15 protein-coding genes and 1 pseudogene are annotated in these 16,368 nt (G+C 70.4%); 4 read left to right on the forward strand and 12 right to left on the reverse strand.

Annotated elements, in window-relative coordinates; all coding sequences use genetic code 11:
* Nucleotides 1-72 precede the first annotated feature (72 nt).
* The 4 genes from ACIGWZ_RS22420 to ACIGWZ_RS22435 are packed head-to-tail and all read right to left on the reverse strand — an operon-like array spanning nt 73 to nt 4,902.
* Nucleotides 73-1,731 (reverse strand): uroporphyrinogen-III synthase, encoded by a 1,659-nt coding sequence (locus tag ACIGWZ_RS22420; RefSeq protein ID WP_400067204.1) that lies wholly within the window; start codon nt 1,729-1,731, stop codon nt 73-75.
* Nucleotides 1,728-2,744, reverse strand: a complete 1,017-nt coding sequence (gene hemC / locus ACIGWZ_RS22425; protein ID WP_400067206.1) for a hydroxymethylbilane synthase — start codon at nt 2,742-2,744, stop codon at nt 1,728-1,730. The genes ACIGWZ_RS22420 and hemC overlap by 4 nt, the downstream gene beginning before the upstream one ends.
* A complete protein-coding gene (locus tag ACIGWZ_RS22430) occupies nt 2,741-4,111 on the reverse strand; it encodes a glutamyl-tRNA reductase (protein ID WP_400067208.1) in 1,371 nt (456 codons plus the stop codon). The genes hemC and ACIGWZ_RS22430 overlap by 4 nt, the downstream gene beginning before the upstream one ends.
* Nucleotides 4,108-4,902, reverse strand: coding sequence for a redox-sensing transcriptional repressor Rex (locus ACIGWZ_RS22435; RefSeq protein ID WP_400067210.1), 795 nt, complete (start codon nt 4,900-4,902; stop codon nt 4,108-4,110). Before ACIGWZ_RS22435 ends, ACIGWZ_RS22430 begins: the two co-directional genes overlap by 4 nt.
* Before the next feature lie 331 nt (nt 4,903-5,233).
* Between ACIGWZ_RS22435 and ACIGWZ_RS22440 the strand changes: the two genes are divergently transcribed.
* From ACIGWZ_RS22440 to ACIGWZ_RS22455, 4 genes are all read left to right on the forward strand, one after another.
* Nucleotides 5,234-5,512, forward strand: coding sequence for a glutaredoxin family protein (locus tag ACIGWZ_RS22440; RefSeq protein WP_400067212.1), 279 nt, complete (start codon nt 5,234-5,236; stop codon nt 5,510-5,512).
* A 123-nt stretch (nt 5,513-5,635) separates the two neighbouring features.
* The gene (locus ACIGWZ_RS22445) at nt 5,636-6,565 is read left to right on the forward strand and encodes an HAD family hydrolase (protein WP_400067214.1); all 930 of its coding nucleotides are present in this window, start codon (nt 5,636-5,638) and stop codon (nt 6,563-6,565) included.
* A 330-nt stretch (nt 6,566-6,895) separates the two neighbouring features.
* Nucleotides 6,896-7,681, forward strand: coding sequence for an ECF subfamily RNA polymerase sigma factor, BldN family (locus ACIGWZ_RS22450; protein ID WP_400067216.1), 786 nt, complete (start codon nt 6,896-6,898; stop codon nt 7,679-7,681).
* A gap of 292 nt (nt 7,682-7,973) precedes the next feature.
* A complete protein-coding gene (locus ACIGWZ_RS22455; RefSeq protein ID WP_400067218.1) occupies nt 7,974-9,179 on the forward strand; it encodes a DUF5667 domain-containing protein in 1,206 nt (401 codons plus the stop codon).
* A 54-nt stretch (nt 9,180-9,233) separates the two neighbouring features.
* Here ACIGWZ_RS22455 and ACIGWZ_RS22460 read toward each other — a convergent pair whose 3' ends face one another.
* The 8 genes and pseudogenes from ACIGWZ_RS22460 to ACIGWZ_RS22495 all read right to left on the reverse strand — a co-directional run bounded on the left by ACIGWZ_RS22460 (nt 9,234) and on the right by ACIGWZ_RS22495 (nt 16,253).
* Nucleotides 9,234-10,232 carry a lysophospholipid acyltransferase family protein gene (locus tag ACIGWZ_RS22460; protein WP_400067220.1) on the reverse strand — a complete coding sequence of 333 codons (999 nt, stop codon included), beginning with the start codon at nt 10,230-10,232 and terminating at the stop codon, nt 9,234-9,236.
* 14 nt (nt 10,233-10,246) lie between these two features.
* The gene (locus ACIGWZ_RS22465) at nt 10,247-11,296 is read right to left on the reverse strand and encodes an NAD-dependent epimerase/dehydratase family protein (protein WP_400067222.1); all 1,050 of its coding nucleotides are present in this window, start codon (nt 11,294-11,296) and stop codon (nt 10,247-10,249) included.
* A 204-nt stretch (nt 11,297-11,500) separates the two neighbouring features.
* The gene (locus tag ACIGWZ_RS22470) at nt 11,501-11,599 is read right to left on the reverse strand and encodes a 30S ribosomal protein bS22 (RefSeq protein ID WP_003948845.1); all 99 of its coding nucleotides are present in this window, start codon (nt 11,597-11,599) and stop codon (nt 11,501-11,503) included.
* Between the two features lie 120 nt (nt 11,600-11,719).
* Entirely contained in the window at nt 11,720-11,929 is a 210-nt protein-coding gene (locus ACIGWZ_RS22475) for a helix-turn-helix domain-containing protein (RefSeq protein ID WP_014144137.1), read from the reverse strand.
* 128 nt (nt 11,930-12,057) lie between these two features.
* The gene (locus tag ACIGWZ_RS22480) at nt 12,058-12,873 is read right to left on the reverse strand and encodes a phosphatase (protein ID WP_400067223.1); all 816 of its coding nucleotides are present in this window, start codon (nt 12,871-12,873) and stop codon (nt 12,058-12,060) included.
* Between the two features lie 293 nt (nt 12,874-13,166).
* A complete protein-coding gene (locus ACIGWZ_RS22485; RefSeq protein ID WP_400067225.1) occupies nt 13,167-14,342 on the reverse strand; it encodes an acetoin utilization protein AcuC in 1,176 nt (391 codons plus the stop codon).
* Entirely contained in the window at nt 14,311-15,525 is a 1,215-nt protein-coding gene (locus ACIGWZ_RS22490) for an MFS transporter (protein WP_400067227.1), read from the reverse strand. Before ACIGWZ_RS22490 ends, ACIGWZ_RS22485 begins: the two co-directional genes overlap by 32 nt.
* Nucleotides 15,526-15,607: 82 nt before the next feature.
* Nucleotides 15,608-16,253, reverse strand: a pseudogene (locus tag ACIGWZ_RS22495) (HAD family hydrolase).
* Nucleotides 16,254-16,368: the final 115 nt, after the last annotated feature.

Raw genomic sequence — 16,368 nt, forward strand, 5'->3', positions numbered from 1 at the left:
TCGGACAAGCAGAAGGGCGCCCCCGCAGAGGGGCGCCCTTCACACGTTCCGTACGAGGTCGAGGGACCTCGCTCAGCTCCGCGCCCGCCGACGCGATCCGGGCCGCCGCTCGCTGGGGCGGGTGACCGGGTCACCGGCGTCGATCGCGGCATCGCGCCGCGCCGCGCCGAAGTCCGCGAGCGCTTCGGCCAGCTTGTGCACCGAGGGTTCGGGCGACATGACGTCCACCCGCAGCCCGTGCTCCTCGGCGGTCTTGGCGGTGGCCGGGCCGATACAGGCGATCACGGTGACGTTGTGCGGCTTGCCGGCGATGCCGACGAGGTTGCGCACGGTCGACGAGGACGTGAAGAGCACCGCGTCGAAGCCACCGCCCTTGATCGCCTCGCGGGTCTCGGCCGGCGGCGGCGAGGCGCGCACGGTCCGGTAGGCCGTGACGTCGTCGACCTCCCAGCCCAACTCGATCAGGCCCGCCACCAGCGTCTCGGTGGCGATGTCGGCGCGCGGCAGGAAGACGCGGTCGATCGGGTCGAAGACCGGGTCGTAGGGCGGCCAGTCCTCCAGCAGACCGGCGGCCGACTGCTCGCCGCTCGGCACCAGGTCGGGCTTCACACCGAAGGCGACCAGGGCCTTGGCGGTCTGCTCGCCGACCGCGGCGACCTTGATCCCGGCAAAGGCGCGGGCGTCGAGACCGTACTCCTCGAACTTCTCCCGGACGGCCTTGACGGCGTTGACCGAGGTGAAGGCGATCCACTCGTAGCGGCCGGTGACCAGGCCCTTGACCGCGCGTTCCATCTGCTGCGGGGTGCGCGGCGGTTCGACGGCGATGGTCGGGACCTCGTGCGGCACCGCGCCGTACGACACAAGCTGGTCGGAGAGCGACGCGGCCTGCTCCTTGGTGCGCGGTACGAGCACCCGCCAGCCGAACAGCGGCTTGGACTCGAACCACGACAGCTGGTCGCGCTGCGCCGGGGCGCTCCGCTCCCCGACCACGGCTATGACCGGCTGGCCGCCGTCCGCCGAGGGCAGCACCTTGGCGGCCTTGAGCACCTGGGCGACGGACCCGAGGGTCGCGGTCCAGGTGCGCTGGCGGGTGGTGGTGCCGGCGACCGTGATGCTGAGCGGGGTGTCGGGCTTGCGGCCCGCGGTCACCAGCTCGCCGGCGGCCGCGGCCACCGAGTCCAGGGTGGTGGAGACCACGGCGGTGGCGTCGCTGGCGCCGAGCTCGGCCCAGCAGCGGTCATCGGCGCTGCGGGCGTCGATGAACCGCACGTCCGTGCCCTGGGCGTCCCGCAGCGGGACACCCGCATACGCGGGGACGCCGACGGCCGCGGCGACGCCGGGTACGACCTCGAAGACGATGCCCTCGGCGGCGCACGCCAGCATCTCCTCGGCGACGTAACCGTCGAGGCCGGGGTCACCGGCGACCGCACGGACGACCCGCTTGCCCGCGCGGGCGGCCCCCATGACAAGATTGGCGGTGTCCCGAAGCGCCGAAACGCCATTGGGGGTGACGGGGATTGACGCCTCGTCAGCTGACGCCTGCAGCGGTGTGTCCACGTGAGCGCGGGCATGCACGCGCACGACGTCCAGCACCTGCGGGTCGGCGATCAGTACGTCCGCGGAGGCCAGCGCCTCCACGGCCCGCAGCGTCAGCAGACCCGGGTCTCCCGGCCCGGCACCCAGGAAGGTGACCTGACCGGAGGCGGAGTGGTTTGGGGCGGTGGGGTTCAAAGTGCTCGCTCCCCCATAAGACCGGCCGCACCCTTTGCGAGCATCTCGGCGGCGAGCTCCCGGCCCATGTTCAGCCAGGTCGCGTCGTCGTCAAGAGAGGCAGGTACGTGCCCGGTGGTGGACAGCTGCACCAGCGCGCTGCCGTCGGTCGTGCCGACGACGCCGCGCAGATGCATTTCGGTGACAGCCTGCTCGTCAGCCTTGGGGCCTCCCCTGCTCGAGCGAAGTCGAGAGCTTGGGGAAAGGTCGGCCAGCGCTCCAACGGGTGCGGAGCAGCCGGCCTCCAGGGCGGCGAGCAGGGAACGCTCGGCGGTCACGGCGGCCCGGGTGTACGGGTCGTCGAGTCCGGCGAGCTGGGCGACGAGGTCCACGTTGACCGCGGCGCACTCGATCGCCAGCGCCCCCTGGCCGGGGGCAGGCAAAACCACGTCGGGCGACAGCAGCTGCGTCGCCTCGTCGATCCGGCCGATCCGGGTGAGCCCGGCGGCGGCCAGCACGACCGCATCCAGCTCGCCCTTTTCGACGAAGCCGATGCGGGTGTCTATGTTCCCGCGGATCGGTACGGCCTCCACGCGCCGGCCCAGCGTCCTGGCCCAGGCGTTGAGCTGCGCCATCCTCCTGGGGGAGCCGGTGCCGATGCGGGCGCCGTCGGGAAGCTCGGCGAAGGTGAGGCCGTCGCGGGCGATCAGCGCGTCACGGGGATCTTCCCGTACGGGGATCGCGGCCACGGTCAGGTCCTCGGGCTGCGCGGTGGGCAGGTCCTTCAGCGAGTGGACGGCGAAGTCGATGTCCCCGGCGAGCAGCGCATCGCGCAGCGCGGAGACGAAGACTCCGGTGCCGCCGATCTGCGCGAGGTGCTCGCGGGAGGTGTCGCCGTACGTGGTGATCTCCACCAGCTCGACGGGGCGGCCGGTCAGCTCGCGCACCGCCTCGGCGACCTGTCCGGACTGGGCCATGGCGAGCTTGCTGCGGCGGGTACCCAGCCGCAGGGCTCTGGTAGGGGTGTCGGTCATGATGTGCGCTCCCGTGCATCGTGCCTGTCGGCGCGCGTGTCGGCCCGGCTGACGGCGGCAACCGTCTGCGGGTCGAGATCGAAGAGTTCGCGCAGCGCGTCCGCGTACCCGGCACCGCCGGGCTCGCTGGCGAGCTGCTTGACCCGCACGGTGGGCGCGTGCAGGAGTTTGTCGACGACGCGGCGCACGGTCTGGGTGATCTCGGCGCGCTGCTTGTCGTCCAGGTCGGGGAGGCGGCCGTCGAGCCGGGCGATCTCGCCGGCGACGACGTCCGCGGCCATGGTGCGCAGGGCGACCACGGTGGGGGTGATGTGCGCGGCGCGCTGGGCGGCGCCGAAGGCCGCGACTTCGTCGGAGACGATGCCCCGCACCTTGTCCACATCGGCCGCCATCGGCGCGTCCGCGGACGCGTCGGCCAGCGTCTCGATGTCGACGAGATGCGCGGCCTCGATGCGGTGGATCGCGGCGTCTATGTCGCGGGGCATGGCGAGGTCGAGCAGCGCCAGGGCGTCCGTACGGTCCGCCAGCGCGGCGGCCACGGCGTCGGCGCCCAGCACCAGCCCGGCCGCCCCCGTACAGGAGACGACCACATCGGCGCCCGCCAGCTCCGCCCCGACGGCGTCCATCGGCACCGCGCGGGCGGTCAGCCCGCTCGCCGCGCCGGGGCCGCCGGGCTCGGTGAGGATCTGCACGAGCCGCTCGGCGCGCTCCACCGTACGGTTGGCGACCGCCAGTTCGGCCACGCCGGCCCGTACGAGCGTGGTCGCGGCCAGCGAGGACATCGAGCCCGCGCCGATCACCAGCGCCCGCTTGCCGTCGGCCCACTTCTCGACGTCGGAGCCGCCCGCGAGCTGCTCCAGGCCGAAGGTGACCAGCGACTGGCCGGCCTTGTCGATGCCGGTCTCGCTGTGGGCGCGCTTGCCGACCCGCAGCGCCTGCTGGAAGAGATCGTTCAGCAGCCGGCCCGCGGTGTGCTGCTCCTGGGCGACGGCCAGCGCGTCCTTGATCTGGCCGAGGATCTGGCCCTCGCCGATGACCATCGAGTCCAGGCCGCAGGCCACCGAGAAGAGGTGGTGGACGGCGCGGTCCTCGTAGTGGACGTAGAGGTAAGGGGTGAGCTCCTCCAGGGCCGCGCCGCCGTGGCGGGCCAGGAGGGTGGACAGCTCGGCGACACCGGCGTGGAACTTGTCCACGTCGGCGTAGAGCTCGATGCGGTTGCAGGTGGAGAGCACCGCGGACTCGGTGGCCGGCTCGGCCGACACCGCGTCCTGCAGCAGCTTGCCGCGCGCCTCGGGGGCGAGCGCGGCCCGCTCCAGCACGCTCACCGGCGCGCTGCGATGGCTCAGTCCGACAACGAGAAGACTCATGCCGGCATCACGGCGGGTACGTCCCCGTCAGGTCCCTTACGGTCGGCCGGGGCGGCGGCGACGCGGGCCACCGGGCCCTGCGGTCCGCTCTCCTGGCCGGATTCCTGGCCGCTGTCCTGCCCGCTTTCCTCGCCCGCCTTGCGCTGCTCGTGGAAGGCGAGGATCTGCAGCTCTATGGACAGGTCGACCTTGCGTACGTCCACCCCGTCCGGGACGGTCAGCACGGTCGGCGCGAAGTTGAGGATCGAGGTGACACCGGCGGCGACCAGACGGTCACAGACCTGCTGGGCGGCCCCGGCCGGCGTGGCGATGACGCCGATCGAGACGCCGTTGCTCTCGATGATGTGCTCCAGCTCATCGGTGTGCTGGACCGCGATGCCCGCGACGGGCTTGCCGGCCATGGCCGGGTCGGCGTCGATCAGGGCCGCGACGCGGAAGCCGCGGGAGGCGAAGCCGCCGTAGTTGGCGAGGGCGGCGCCGAGGTTACCGATACCGACGATGACCACGGGCCAGTCCTGGGTCAGGCCGAGCTCACGCGAGATCTGGTAGACGAGGTACTCCACGTCGTAGCCGACGCCGCGAGTTCCGTAGGAGCCGAGATAGGAAAAATCCTTGCGCAGCTTCGCGGAGTTGACCCCCGCCGCGGCCGCGAGCTCCTCGGAGGAGACCGTGGGGACCGAGCGCTCGGAGAGCGCGGTCAGTGCACGCAGATACAGCGGAAGCCGGGCGACGGTGGCCTCGGGAATGCCTCGGCTTCGGGTCGCCGGTCGGTGAGTTCGGCCAGTTGCCACGGTGCTCCTGCGGGTAGAGCGGGGCTGCGGGCGCCGGCATGGAACCCGACCGCCCTGTCCCTCGCAGGCTATGCCTTTGTGAACGCGTGCACAAAGATGGTGTCCGCTTTGTCCGCCCAAAGTGACCGGGGTCACGCGGCTTTTACCAGTGTTCGCGGAACCAACTCCCACGTCACACCGTTCACCCGCTTCCCACTGGTATCGCGGGAGCGCCGACGGGAGCACGAGCCCTCACTCCTTGCCGCTATGCCCCCGGAAACCTACAAATCGCCCACCGATGGTAAGCGAACCGGCGCCCCGGAGCACCCTGCCGAATTGGCACAATGGCTCCATGGCCCCCTTGTTCAGCCGCAGCTCCCGCAAGAACCCCGCCGACGCGACGGTCACCCTCATCGGCAAGCCCGGCTGCCATCTGTGCGACGACGCCCAGGCGGTGATCGAGAAGGTCTGCGCCGAGACGGGCGCGTCCTGGGAGAAGAAGGACATCACCGAGGACGCCGAGCTGCACCGCCTGTACTGGGAGCAGATCCCGGTCGTCCTGGTGGACGGGAAACAGCACGACTTCTGGCGCGTCGACCCCAAGCGGCTGCGTACGGCGCTGGGCGCCTGAGCGCCGCCCATACCCGTTCCGGACGCCCGTACGGCGGGCCCTTGCCCAACCTTTTGCCGCCCCAGGCCTTACGGACACGCGCCCGTAACCAGTCGCACCGAACAAACTGGCTACGCTACCGTCATGGCGCCCGCTCCCCAATGGTTCACCCGCCGCAGACGACCCGCCACGGCCCGCAGCGTGCTGGCGGGCGAGGCCGCGGCCGAGGCCGCCCGTAAGTCCTCCCAGGAGGCACCCGAGGCGGAGGAAGCCCCGGAGGAACCGGAGTTCCCGGTCGCCGGGGACGAGGCGGCCGCCGCCTTCTTCGACCTCGACAACACCGTCATGCAGGGCGCGGCCCTCTTCCACTTCGGCCGCGGCCTGTACAAGCGGCACTTCTTCCACAAGCGCGATCTGGCCCGCTTCGCCTGGCAGCAGATCTACTTCCGACTGGCCGGCTCGGAGAACCCCGAGCACATGGCGGACGTCCGCAACAGCGCGCTCTCGATCGTCCAGGGCCACCGCGTCGCCGAGTTGATGTCCATCGGCGAGGAGATCTACGACGAGTACATGGCCGAGCGCGTCTGGCCGGGCACCCGCGCGCTCGCCCAGGCGCACCTGGACGCGGGCCAGAAGGTCTGGCTGGTGACCGCGGCGCCGGTCGAGACCGCGACGATCATCGCCCGCCGGCTGGGCCTCACGGGCGCCCTGGGCACCGTCGCCGAGTCCGTCGGCGGCGTCTACACGGGCAAGTTGGTGGGCGAACCGCTGCACGGCCCGGCCAAGGCCGAGGCGGTCCGCGCGCTCGCCGCGGCCGAGGGCCTGGAGCTGTCGCACTGCGCCGCCTACAGCGACTCCGCCAACGACATCCCGATGCTCTCGCTCGTCGGGCACCCGTACGCGATCAATCCCGACAGCCGGCTGCGCAAGCACGCCCGGGAGCAGGGCTGGCGGCTGCGCGACTACCGGACGGGCCGCAAGGCGGTCAAGATCGGCATCCCCGCCGCCGCAGGAGTGGGCGCCCTCGCGGGCGGCGCCGCGGCCGCCGTCGCGCTCCAGCGCCGCCGCCGCTGACCAGGGTTGATCACCAGACGGCGCGGCGGACCATCCGGACTCCCTACCCCCACCGCCGCCCCGTCAGTCCCGTTGCTGGCGGTCAACCACAACACGCCCTCCAACCAGGCAGATTACGTCGCCTTCCGATCAATAGTTGCTCAGTATTCGATACTTGATCCGCCACCAACCGGCCACGGACCGTAAGTAATCGATGATTTGAGCAACTGGGTGTAGCGCTGCCTGTACGAAGCGTTATTCTCCTCAGACGCAATCCGGAACCCACACGTCCCTACGACGAGTGAACGGTCCCGTACTGCACGTGATGGAAGCTCTGCCTCTGGGAGTCCCGTGTACCCACACGTCGGGGTTGACGCCTCGGGCCTGGCTACGCTGCGTACGACGCTCGTCGACCACCTGCGCAGTTTTGTCCCCACCGCGTACGCCGTCCCCGCATTCGCCTCAGCCGTCCCCGCCGCCGAACCCTGCTACGCCCTGGCCGACGGGAGCGCTGCGGTCGGCAAGGCCGCCGGCAGAACCCGCCGTTCCGGCGCCGGCACGACCACCGCCCGTCGCCCCGCCGACAGCGACAGCCGTCGCATGATGGACCTCGTCGAACGCGCCCAGGCCGGCGAGGCCGACGCCTTCGGCAGCCTCTACGACCAGTACGCCGACACGGTGTACCGCTACATCTACTACCGCGTGGGCGGCCGGGCCACGGCCGAGGACCTCACCAGCGAGACGTTCCTGCGCGCGCTGCGCCGTATCGGCACCTTCACCTGGCAGGGCCGCGATTTCGGCGCCTGGCTGGTGACCATCGCCCGCAATCTCGTCGCCGACCATTTCAAGTCCTCCCGCTTCCGCCTGGAAGTCACCACCGGAGAGATGCTCGACGCCAACGAGGTCGAGCGCAGCCCCGAGGACTCGGTCCTCGAGTCCCTCTCCAACGCCGCCCTTCTGGAGGCGGTCCGCAAGCTCAACCCCCAGCAGCAGGAATGCGTCACACTCCGCTTCCTGCAGGGCCTCTCGGTCGCCGAGACCGCCCGCGTCATGGGCAAGAACGAGGGCGCGATCAAGACCCTTCAGTACCGGGCCGTCCGCACCCTGGCGCGGCTCCTCCCCGAAGACGCCCGCTGACCCGACGCCGACCCGACCACCCCCCGCCCCCGTTGAATTCACCAACTCCTCCACGCCGTCCCGCACTTACGCTTGGTGACCGGCCATGCCCGGTCGGTCAGATCATCGTGAGTGCGTAACCCGAGTGCCGCGGCGCTCGTTGTGCGGAATGCAGGCTCCATGCGGTCGCGCCATCCCCGTCGCCCCTCACTCTTTCGAGTGGTCACGAGGCACGGCGCGCACCGTCCGGTCCGTCTGGACAGTCAAAGCCAGTCCGGGGAGTCGAGCGGGATGACGAGAGGAGGTGCCGCAGGTGATCGCGAATGTCTCGGCGCACCGGCGGGCCAACGCCTTCGCCCAGGCCCTGGAGGAGCAGGTCCTCCAGGGCGCGGCGGCCGAGGACCAGGTCGACACTCCGGCGCAGGCGCCGGAAGAAGCACGGCTGTTGGCGGTCGCCGACGGCCTCGGGGAACTCCCGAAGCCGGAGATGGCCGCCGAGGTCAAGACTGTCCAGCGCGCCCAGCTCGTTGCCGCGATGGAGGCCGCCTTCGCCGAAGGCACCCCGTCCGGCGACGCCAGGGTGCCCGAGCAGCGCACACCCAAGGGCGCACACCGCGCCGCGAAATCCCTCGGCCGGCTACGCCCGCGCTCACGGCTCTCCAAAGGGCTGGCCGCGGGCGGACTGACGGTCGGCGTGGCCGCCGGGGCATTCAGCGGCGTCGCCGCGGCCAGCTCCGACGCCCTCCCCGGCGACTCCCTCTACGGCCTCAAACGCGGCATGGAGGACCTCAAGCTCGGCATGGCCGACGACGACTCCGCCCGCGGGCGGCTCTACCTCGACCAGGCCGCCACCCGCATGATGGAGGCCCGCCGTCTGATGGAGCGCGGCCGGGTCGCCCATCTCGACCATGAATCGCTCGGCGAGGTCCGCAAGGCGCTGGCCGGCGTCACCCATGACGCGGGCGAGGGTCACCGCCTGCTGCACGAGGCATACACCCGCGACGGCTCACTCGGCCCCATCCAGGCGCTGAACTCCTTCACCAAGTCCCACCGCGGCACGTGGTCGCAGCTGCGCGACAAGCTCCCCGTACAGCTCATGGACGTCCGCGACAGGGTCAGCTCGGTCTTCGACGCCATAGACGAAGAGGTCGGTCCGCTCCGCTCGCTGCTGCCGCAGGCCCCGGACGGCAAGCGCCCCCGGCATGGTGGCGCGCCCGCCGTCCCGGACACCGACTCCGGCACCGGCGACCGGGCCACGCCGTCCGGCCACGAGCCCTCCACGGGCAAGCACCGCGCCGGTTCACACACACCGCGCCCGTCGGCCTCACCGTCCCAGGACGAGGGCCTGCTCGGCGGCAATACGGGCGGACTGCTCGACCCGCCCGCCAAGCACAACAGCCCCAGCCCGCACAACGGCCGCGGTCGTCACGCCCCCGGCCACCCTGACGTCACCCTCCCGCCGCTGCTGCCCGGGCTGCTTCCCGGCCTGGGCATCGACGGTGAGGATCTGCCGAAATAGCCATAGGCAGCGCTCGCTCCGGACGCGGCGCTCGGTGTTCTTCCGGTCCTTCCCTCAGAAGAACACCGAGCGCCGCTGCACGAGCAGCTTGTACAGCGTGTGCTGAATCGTTTCGCGTACCTGATCGGTCAGGTTGAACATCAGCATCGGGTCGTCCGCCGCCTCCGGCGGATAGCCGTCCGTGGAGATCGGCTCGCCGAACTGGATGGTCCACTTCGTCGGCAGCGGCACCGCACCCAGCGGCCCCAGCCACGGGAACGTCGGCGTAAGAGGGAAATACGGCAGCCCCAGGACGCGGGCGAGCGTCTTGGCGTTCCCGATCATCGGGTAGATCTCCTCCGCGCCCACGATCGAGCACGGCACGATCGGCACCCCGGCCTTCAGCGCCGTCGAGACGAACCCGCCCCGCCCGAACCGCTGAAGCTTGTAGCGGTCCGCGAAGGGCTTGCCGATGCCCTTGAAGCCCTCCGGCATCACCCCGACGACCTCACCACGCTCCAGCAGCCGCTGCGCGTCCTCCGCGCACGCCAGGGTGTGCCCGGCCTTGCGCGCCAGCTCGTTTATCACCGGCAGGACGAACACCAAATCGGCCGCCAGCAGCCGCAGATGACGCTCGGCCGGATGGTGGTCGTGCACCGCGACCTGGAGCATCAGGCCGTCCAGCGGCAGCGTCCCGGAGTGATTGGCGACGATCAGCGCCCCGCCGTCGGAGGGGATGTTCTCGACACCCTTCACCTCCACCCGGAAGTACTTCTCGTAGAACGGCCGCAGCAGCGACATCAGGACCTGGTCGGTCAGCTCCTCGTCGTAGCCGAAGTCATCGACCTCGTAGTCGCCGGTGATCCGCCGGCGCAGGAAGGCCAGCCCGCCCGCGATCTTCTCGTCCAGGGGCCGCCCGGCGCCGGCCCGCCGCTGCGCCGCCGGTTCCTCGGGCTCACTGCGCGCCTCGGGTACGGGCGCCAGCGCCGCACCCTGCCCCGCGCGCTCGGCCCGCCTGGCCTTTCTGCGCGCCCGAGGCTCCTCGCCGAAGGGAATGACCTTGGCGTCCGCCATCGTGGGTGAACTCCTCACTGGGTCGGGCCGCAGCGTGCGGGCAGCACGCCGGCAAGCTTGTCGACGGTGCGGGCGAGGCACTCGGGCGGCAGCAGCCCGGGGCCGCGGCTGCGGGCGAATTCCGCGAAGGTCTCCGCCGTCGTGTACTGCGGGTGGAACCCCAGTGTCTCGCGCATCTGCGTCGTCTCGACGACTCTGCCGTGTGTCAGCATCCGGATCTGTTCCGGCGAGAAGTCCGTGATGCCGATGGCGCGCAGCGCCGTACCGGCCCAGGTCACGGTCGGCAGGAACAGGGGCAGCGTGGGCCGCCCCAGCCGCCGGGAGATCTGTGAGAGCAGCAGCACACCGTCCCCGGCGATATTGAACGTACCGCTGTTGAGCGTGCCGCGGCGCGGCGCGGCGGCGGCGATCCGCAGCACCTCGATCGCGTCGTCCTCGTGGACGAACTGCAGCCGCGGGTCATAGCCGAGGACCGTCGGCCACACGGGCAGGGAGAAGTACTCGGCGAGCGGGGAGTCCGCGCACGGCCCGAGGACGTTGGCGAAGCGCAGTACGCACACCGCCACATCGGGCCGCCGCCGCGCGAAGCCGCGGACGTACCCCTCGATCTCGACGACGTCCTTCGCGAAGCCGCCGCTGGGCAGCGACTTGGGCGGGGTGGTCTCGGTGAAGACGGCCGGGTCCTTCGGCGCGGAACCGTAGAAGCTGGCGCTCGACTTGATGACCAGGCGCTGCACCTTCGGGGCCTTCTGGCAGGCGCCGAGGAGCTGCATGGTCCCGATGACGTTGGTTTCCTTCACGGCGGTGCGGCCGCCGCGGCTGCCCAGGGGCGTGCCGTTGATGTCCATATGGACGACGGTGTCGACGCCCGTCTCGGCCAGGACCCTGGCGATCGTGGGCTGCCGGATGTCGGCTCTGAGGAATTCGGCACCGCCCAGATGGTGCTCCGGTGGTACGGCATCGACCCCGATCACCCGGTCGATGTCGGGATCGCGCTGGATACGGCGGACGAACCGGCCCCCCAGCTGGCGTGCGGCTCCCGTGACGAGCACGACCTTGCCCAAGATCAGCCCTTCCTTCCCGCCCTCGGCCTCCGCCTGAGTCGAGCTGTACGGGCCACGCTATCGGGTCGGTGTTGCACGGTGATGACCGCAGGATGCCCTTCACTGCATTTCGCGCCCAAGGCCCGCCCATACGGCCCACAACGCACCGCGGCCCCCTGCCACACCAAGGTGACAGGAGGCCGCGAAATCGCGATTCAGCGTCGCTTACTTCTTGTTACGACGCTGAACGCGGGTGCGCTTGAGCAGCTTGCGGTGCTTCTTCTTGGCCATCCGCTTACGCCGCTTCTTGATAACAGAGCCCACGACTACCCTCGCTCACTTCGAATTACTCGGTGCGGGGCGTCCGAGCCCACACTACCTACATCGGGCCAGCCTACCCGGCGCCGGGCGTACGGCGTAATCCGAGGGTCGCCGAAGGATCCGTCAGGCTGATTCCACCCCCACATAGGACTCACGGAGATAGTCGTGAACGGCCTGCTCCGGAACCCGGAAGGACCTCCCCACCCTGATCGCGGGCAGATGACCGCTGTGCACCAAGCGGTACACGGTCATCTTCGACACTCGCATCACCGTGGCGACTTCCGCCACGGTCAGAAACACGACCTCGTTCAGAGGCCTCTGGTCTGCAGCCATGCCACACCTGCACCTTCCGCATAAGACGGTCACCGGCTTCCCCTCCGGTGACTCTTCGTCGCTATGCGCTCACTCCCCAGATTAGGGGCCAGTGATGCGAGTGGGGAAGAGGAGCAGCGAACAGCCGCCTACCGTGACAGACACGAGCGATTGAGGACATAACGCGCCAGGGGCCGGTAGGAGGCGGACCGTACGGCGTCATCGAGCGGCACCACCGCGGACACCCGGCCCTCCGCCTGCCCGACGAACAGCGCGGGATCGTCCGTATCCGCCAGCCCGATCGCCTCGATGCCCAGCTGACCTGCCCCGCAGACCCATCCGTGGTCGCCGATCACCAGAGCCGGGAGCGGCCCGCCGGCGTCCGCCGCGGCCGCCAGAGCGGTCCGTACCGGCAGCGGCGAATGGGTGTGCACGCCCCCCGTACCGGGTGCTCCCCGCGCGCCCGCCTCGCGCATCAGCGCGACTCCCCGTACGTAATCGAGCGAGCGGGTACGTACCCCGAACCTGGTCGCTATGTCGACACGGCGGCCATACGCCGGGGTGAGGACGTGGCAACCCGCCGACGAGAGAGCGTCTGCGAGGGTGGCGTAGAACTCCAGCAGCCGGTGCGGATGCCCGGTACCGAGCAGCACCGGCGCCCGCCGGCCGGCTGCCTCGCCGACGCGCTCGGCAAACCCGTCCAACGCGGCAATCGTACGATCCGGATCGATCACATCGGGGCCGGAAGTATGCGCGGGATCGGCCGGAACCCCGCACTTCTGCCCCATCAGTCGCAGAACTTCGCCGACCGGCCAGTCCCGTTCGGGATCAAGCCCCAGGAGAACCCGGGGATCGCGCGCCGCAAAGAGCCGATAGCGTCCCAGACTTTTCTCGCGCATGGTCGCGATCGTCCCCGCGAGCCGCGCCTCGATCAGGTGCGCCCGCAGCGCCCCGGTACCCAACACGCGCCCATGGTCATGCGCTGACCTGCCGTCGGACGCCCCAACCGACGGGTAGTCACACATCCGTGGGGAACGACTGCACGTATGGCGGCATCCTGGCGGCCGCTCCAGGCCGACCGGCCCCTCGCCGATCGCAACACGGAACGAGAACGCGGGGGATGCGGGGATGCGGGGACGCGGGAATGCCGGAATGCCGGAATGCGGGAATGCGGGAATACCCCCTGCTCCCCGCCTCGTTGTGGCCCACAGGGGGCGCTCGCCTCCCCTAAGGGATCTGTTCGCCCACCCCTTAAGGCCTACGGCAGCAGCCCGTGCGCGGGGAACACTGCCCGCCGGGTGGCCAACACCGCCTGGTCCAGCCGGTCGGCCGGGTCGTATCCACCGTCGGCGAAGTCCCGCCACTGCGGCGTACGCCCGTCCGTCATCCGGTACGGCGCCAACTGCCGGGTCCGGCGGAACACTTCGTGCCGCCACGCCTCCGGCACCATCGAGGTCGGATCGATCGGCCGCCCCGCCGCGATCGCCGTCAGATGCGTCCAGCTGCGCGGCACGACGTCCACCACCGCATAGCCGCCGCCCCCGAGCGCGACCCACCGGCCGTCCGCATGCGTGTGCGCCAGCTCATGGCAGGACTCCGCCACCGACCGCTGCGCGTCCACACTCACCGCCAGATGCGCCAGCGGGTCCTCGAAGTGCGTGTCCGCGCCGTGCTGCGACACGATGACCTGCGGCCGGAAGGCGCCCAGCAGCTCCGGAACCACCGCGTGAAAGGCCCGCAGCCATCCCTCGTCACCGGTCCCGGCCGGCAGCGCCACATTGACGGCGCCGCCCTCCGCGCCGTCGCCGCCGGTCTCCTCCGGCCAGCCGGTCTGCGGAAAGAGCGTCCGCGGATGCTCATGCAGCGAGATGGTCAGCACCCGAGGGTCCTCCCAGAACGCCGCCTGTACCCCGTCCCCGTGATGCACGTCCACATCCACGTACGCCACCCGCTCGGCGCCCAGCTCCAGCAGTCGGGCGATCGCCAGCGCCGCGTCGTTGTAGATACAGAACCCGGACGCGCCGCCCGGCATCGCATGGTGCAGCCCGCCGGCGAAGTTCACCGCATGCAGCGCATCGCCGCGCCAGACGGCCTCCGCCGCCCCCACCGACTGCCCCGCGATCAGCGCCGACGCCTCATGAATCCCCACGAACGCCGGGTCGTCCTCCGTCCCCAGCCCGTACGACACATCCGCGGACGCCGGGTCGACGGAGGCGTTGCGCACCGCCTCGATGTAGTCCTCGCGATGCACCAGCCGCAATGTGGAGTCCCCGGCCGGCTTGGCCGCGACCACCTCCAGGGGCCCACGGTCGAGCTCGTACGCCTCCACCAGTCGCATGGTCAGCGCGAGCCTGACCGGGTCCATCGGATGGCCGGGCCCGAAGTCGTAGCCCGTAACTGCCTCATCCCACATCAGCTGTGCGCGGCCGCTCATGTTCGTCACCGTATCGGGCCTCCGGTGACCCGAACGATCGGGCATACACCAACGTCACCAGGACGAGCCCCATCGGTACGAGCATCGCCCCCCGATAGCTCCAGGCGTCCCCCAGCGCCCCCACCAACGGAGAACCGATCAAGAACCCCACATAGTTGAAAATATTCAGCCGCGCGATGGCCGTGTCCGAAGCCGCGGGAAACAGTCTTCCCGCCGCCGCGAACGTCTGCGGCACGATCACACACAGCCCGAGCCCCAGCAGGGTGAACCCCGCCATCCCGGTCCACGCCCCCTGCGCCGCCGCCACCACCACGAAGCCCGCCGCCGCGACCACCGTCCCGGCCCGCACCACCGCAGCCGCCCCGAACCGCCGCACCCCCAGGTCACCGACGGCCCGCCCGAGCAGCGTGGTGACCATGTAGACGTTGTAGGGAACGGTCGCCAACTGCTCCGAGCTCCCCAGCACGTCCTGGAGATATTTGGCGCTCCAGTTGGAGACGGTCGAATCCCCGATATACGCAAACGCCATCACCAGACACAGCGGCACCAGCAGCCGCATCGCAACGGGCGCGGCCTTCGCCGCACCGCCCTCAGCGGCCTCCGCCGGCTCCCCGTCCACAAACCACCGGCCCACCACCAGCGCAACCGGCACCAACACCAGCACCACCGGCCCGTACAGCACCGCCAGCGACAGATGCCAGTGCGCCCCGGCCCACGCCAGCGACGCCCCTACGATGCCGCCCAGGCTGTACGCGGCATGAAAGCCGAGCATGATGCTCCGCCCGTACGCCCGCTGCAAACTGACGCCCAGCATGTTCATCGAGGCATCCAGCGCCCCCACCGACAGGCCGAACGCCCCCAGCGCGAGCGCCACCTGCCCCATCGACCCGACCGACCCCACGGCCAGCAACGCCAGGCACACCACCGGCTGCACACACCGCAGCACCCTGCTGGGCCGCACCCGCTTCACCAGATGCTCGGTGCCGACGCTGCCGACCCCGGCCAGCACCGGCACCGCCGCCAGGAACACCGGCAGCAGGCCGTCAGATATCCCGTACCGGTCCTGGATCGCCGGTATGCGCGTCACCAGAAGGGCAAAAACCGCCCCCTGGATGAAGAAGCTGATGGCGAGCGAGGCACGTCCGTGCCGCAGCTGCGCTCCTGGGACCAGTGGGGCCGTCATGGCCGCACAGCCTAGAACTCGGCGCTACCGATGGGTAGATGGATCACTCCCCCAATTCCGCGGATGGCCCGCCCGGGTGAACCTACTGAAGCAGCCCCGGCAACTCCGGCATCTCGGCGAACAGACCCGTCGCTCCGGCCTTCGCCAGCGCCGCCGCCGGCGTCATCGCCGTGAACCCGTAGACGTCCATCCCCGCCGCGACCGCCGCCCGCACCCGCAGCACACTGTCCTCAACCACCACACAACGCTCCGGGACAACCTCCATCACCCGCGCCGCATGCAGAAACAGATCCGGCTCCGGCTTCCCCCGCCCCACATCCTGCGAGGAAAAGATCCGTTCCTCCCCGAACCGCTCGAACAACCCGGCCTTCTTCAGCCCCACCCGAATCCGCTCATGACTCCCTGAGGAGGCGACACAGTACGGAACCCCCTCCGCAGCCAACTTCTCCAGCACCTCGCCGACCCACACCACCGGCTCCAGCTCCCGCCGGAACGCCTCAAAGACCCGCCCGTGAAACGTGGCATCAAAGTCCGCCGGCAGCCGCTCACCCGACCGCTCCAGCACCACATCATGAATACGGTGCATCGCCCATGTAGTCGCGCAGCGACTCTTCATACGTGGTGGGGTGACCCAATTCCGTGAGGTACTCGGAAAGGACTCGATTCGAGATCGGCTCACTGTCCACAAGGACGCCGTCGTTATCGAAAATAACCAGGTCGTAGCGCACGCCCCGAGCGTACCGACCCCTGAACGCGGAAAAGCCCCGCACCATAAGGTGCGGGGCTTCCCACAAAGATTGTTCGGCGGCGTCCTACTCTCCCACAGGGTCCCCCCTGCAGTAC

This window comes from Streptomyces sp. NPDC053427, from assembly GCF_044544985.1.
Classification (GTDB): Bacteria; Actinomycetota; Actinomycetes; order Streptomycetales; family Streptomycetaceae; genus Streptomyces.

Bases quoted from the DNA above. Each gene is read 5' to 3' on its own strand.
- hemC (WP_400067206.1), bottom strand. From the start codon at position 2,744: ATGACCGACACCCCTACCAGAGCCCTGCGGCTGGGTACCCGCCGCAGC.
- ACIGWZ_RS22430 (WP_400067208.1), bottom strand. From the start codon at position 4,111: ATGAGTCTTCTCGTTGTCGGACTGAGCCATCGCAGCGCGCCGGTGAGC.
- ACIGWZ_RS22440 (WP_400067212.1), top strand. From the start codon at position 5,234: ATGGCCCCCTTGTTCAGCCGCAGCTCCCGCAAGAACCCCGCCGACGCG.
- ACIGWZ_RS22445 (WP_400067214.1), top strand. From the start codon at position 5,636: ATGGCGCCCGCTCCCCAATGGTTCACCCGCCGCAGACGACCCGCCACG.
- ACIGWZ_RS22460 (WP_400067220.1), bottom strand. From the start codon at position 10,232: ATGGCGGACGCCAAGGTCATTCCCTTCGGCGAGGAGCCTCGGGCGCGC.
- ACIGWZ_RS22475 (WP_014144137.1), bottom strand. From the start codon at position 11,929: ATGGCTGCAGACCAGAGGCCTCTGAACGAGGTCGTGTTTCTGACCGTG.
- ACIGWZ_RS22485 (WP_400067225.1), bottom strand. From the start codon at position 14,342: ATGAGCGGCCGCGCACAGCTGATGTGGGATGAGGCAGTTACGGGCTAC.
- ACIGWZ_RS22490 (WP_400067227.1), bottom strand. From the start codon at position 15,525: ATGACGGCCCCACTGGTCCCAGGAGCGCAGCTGCGGCACGGACGTGCC.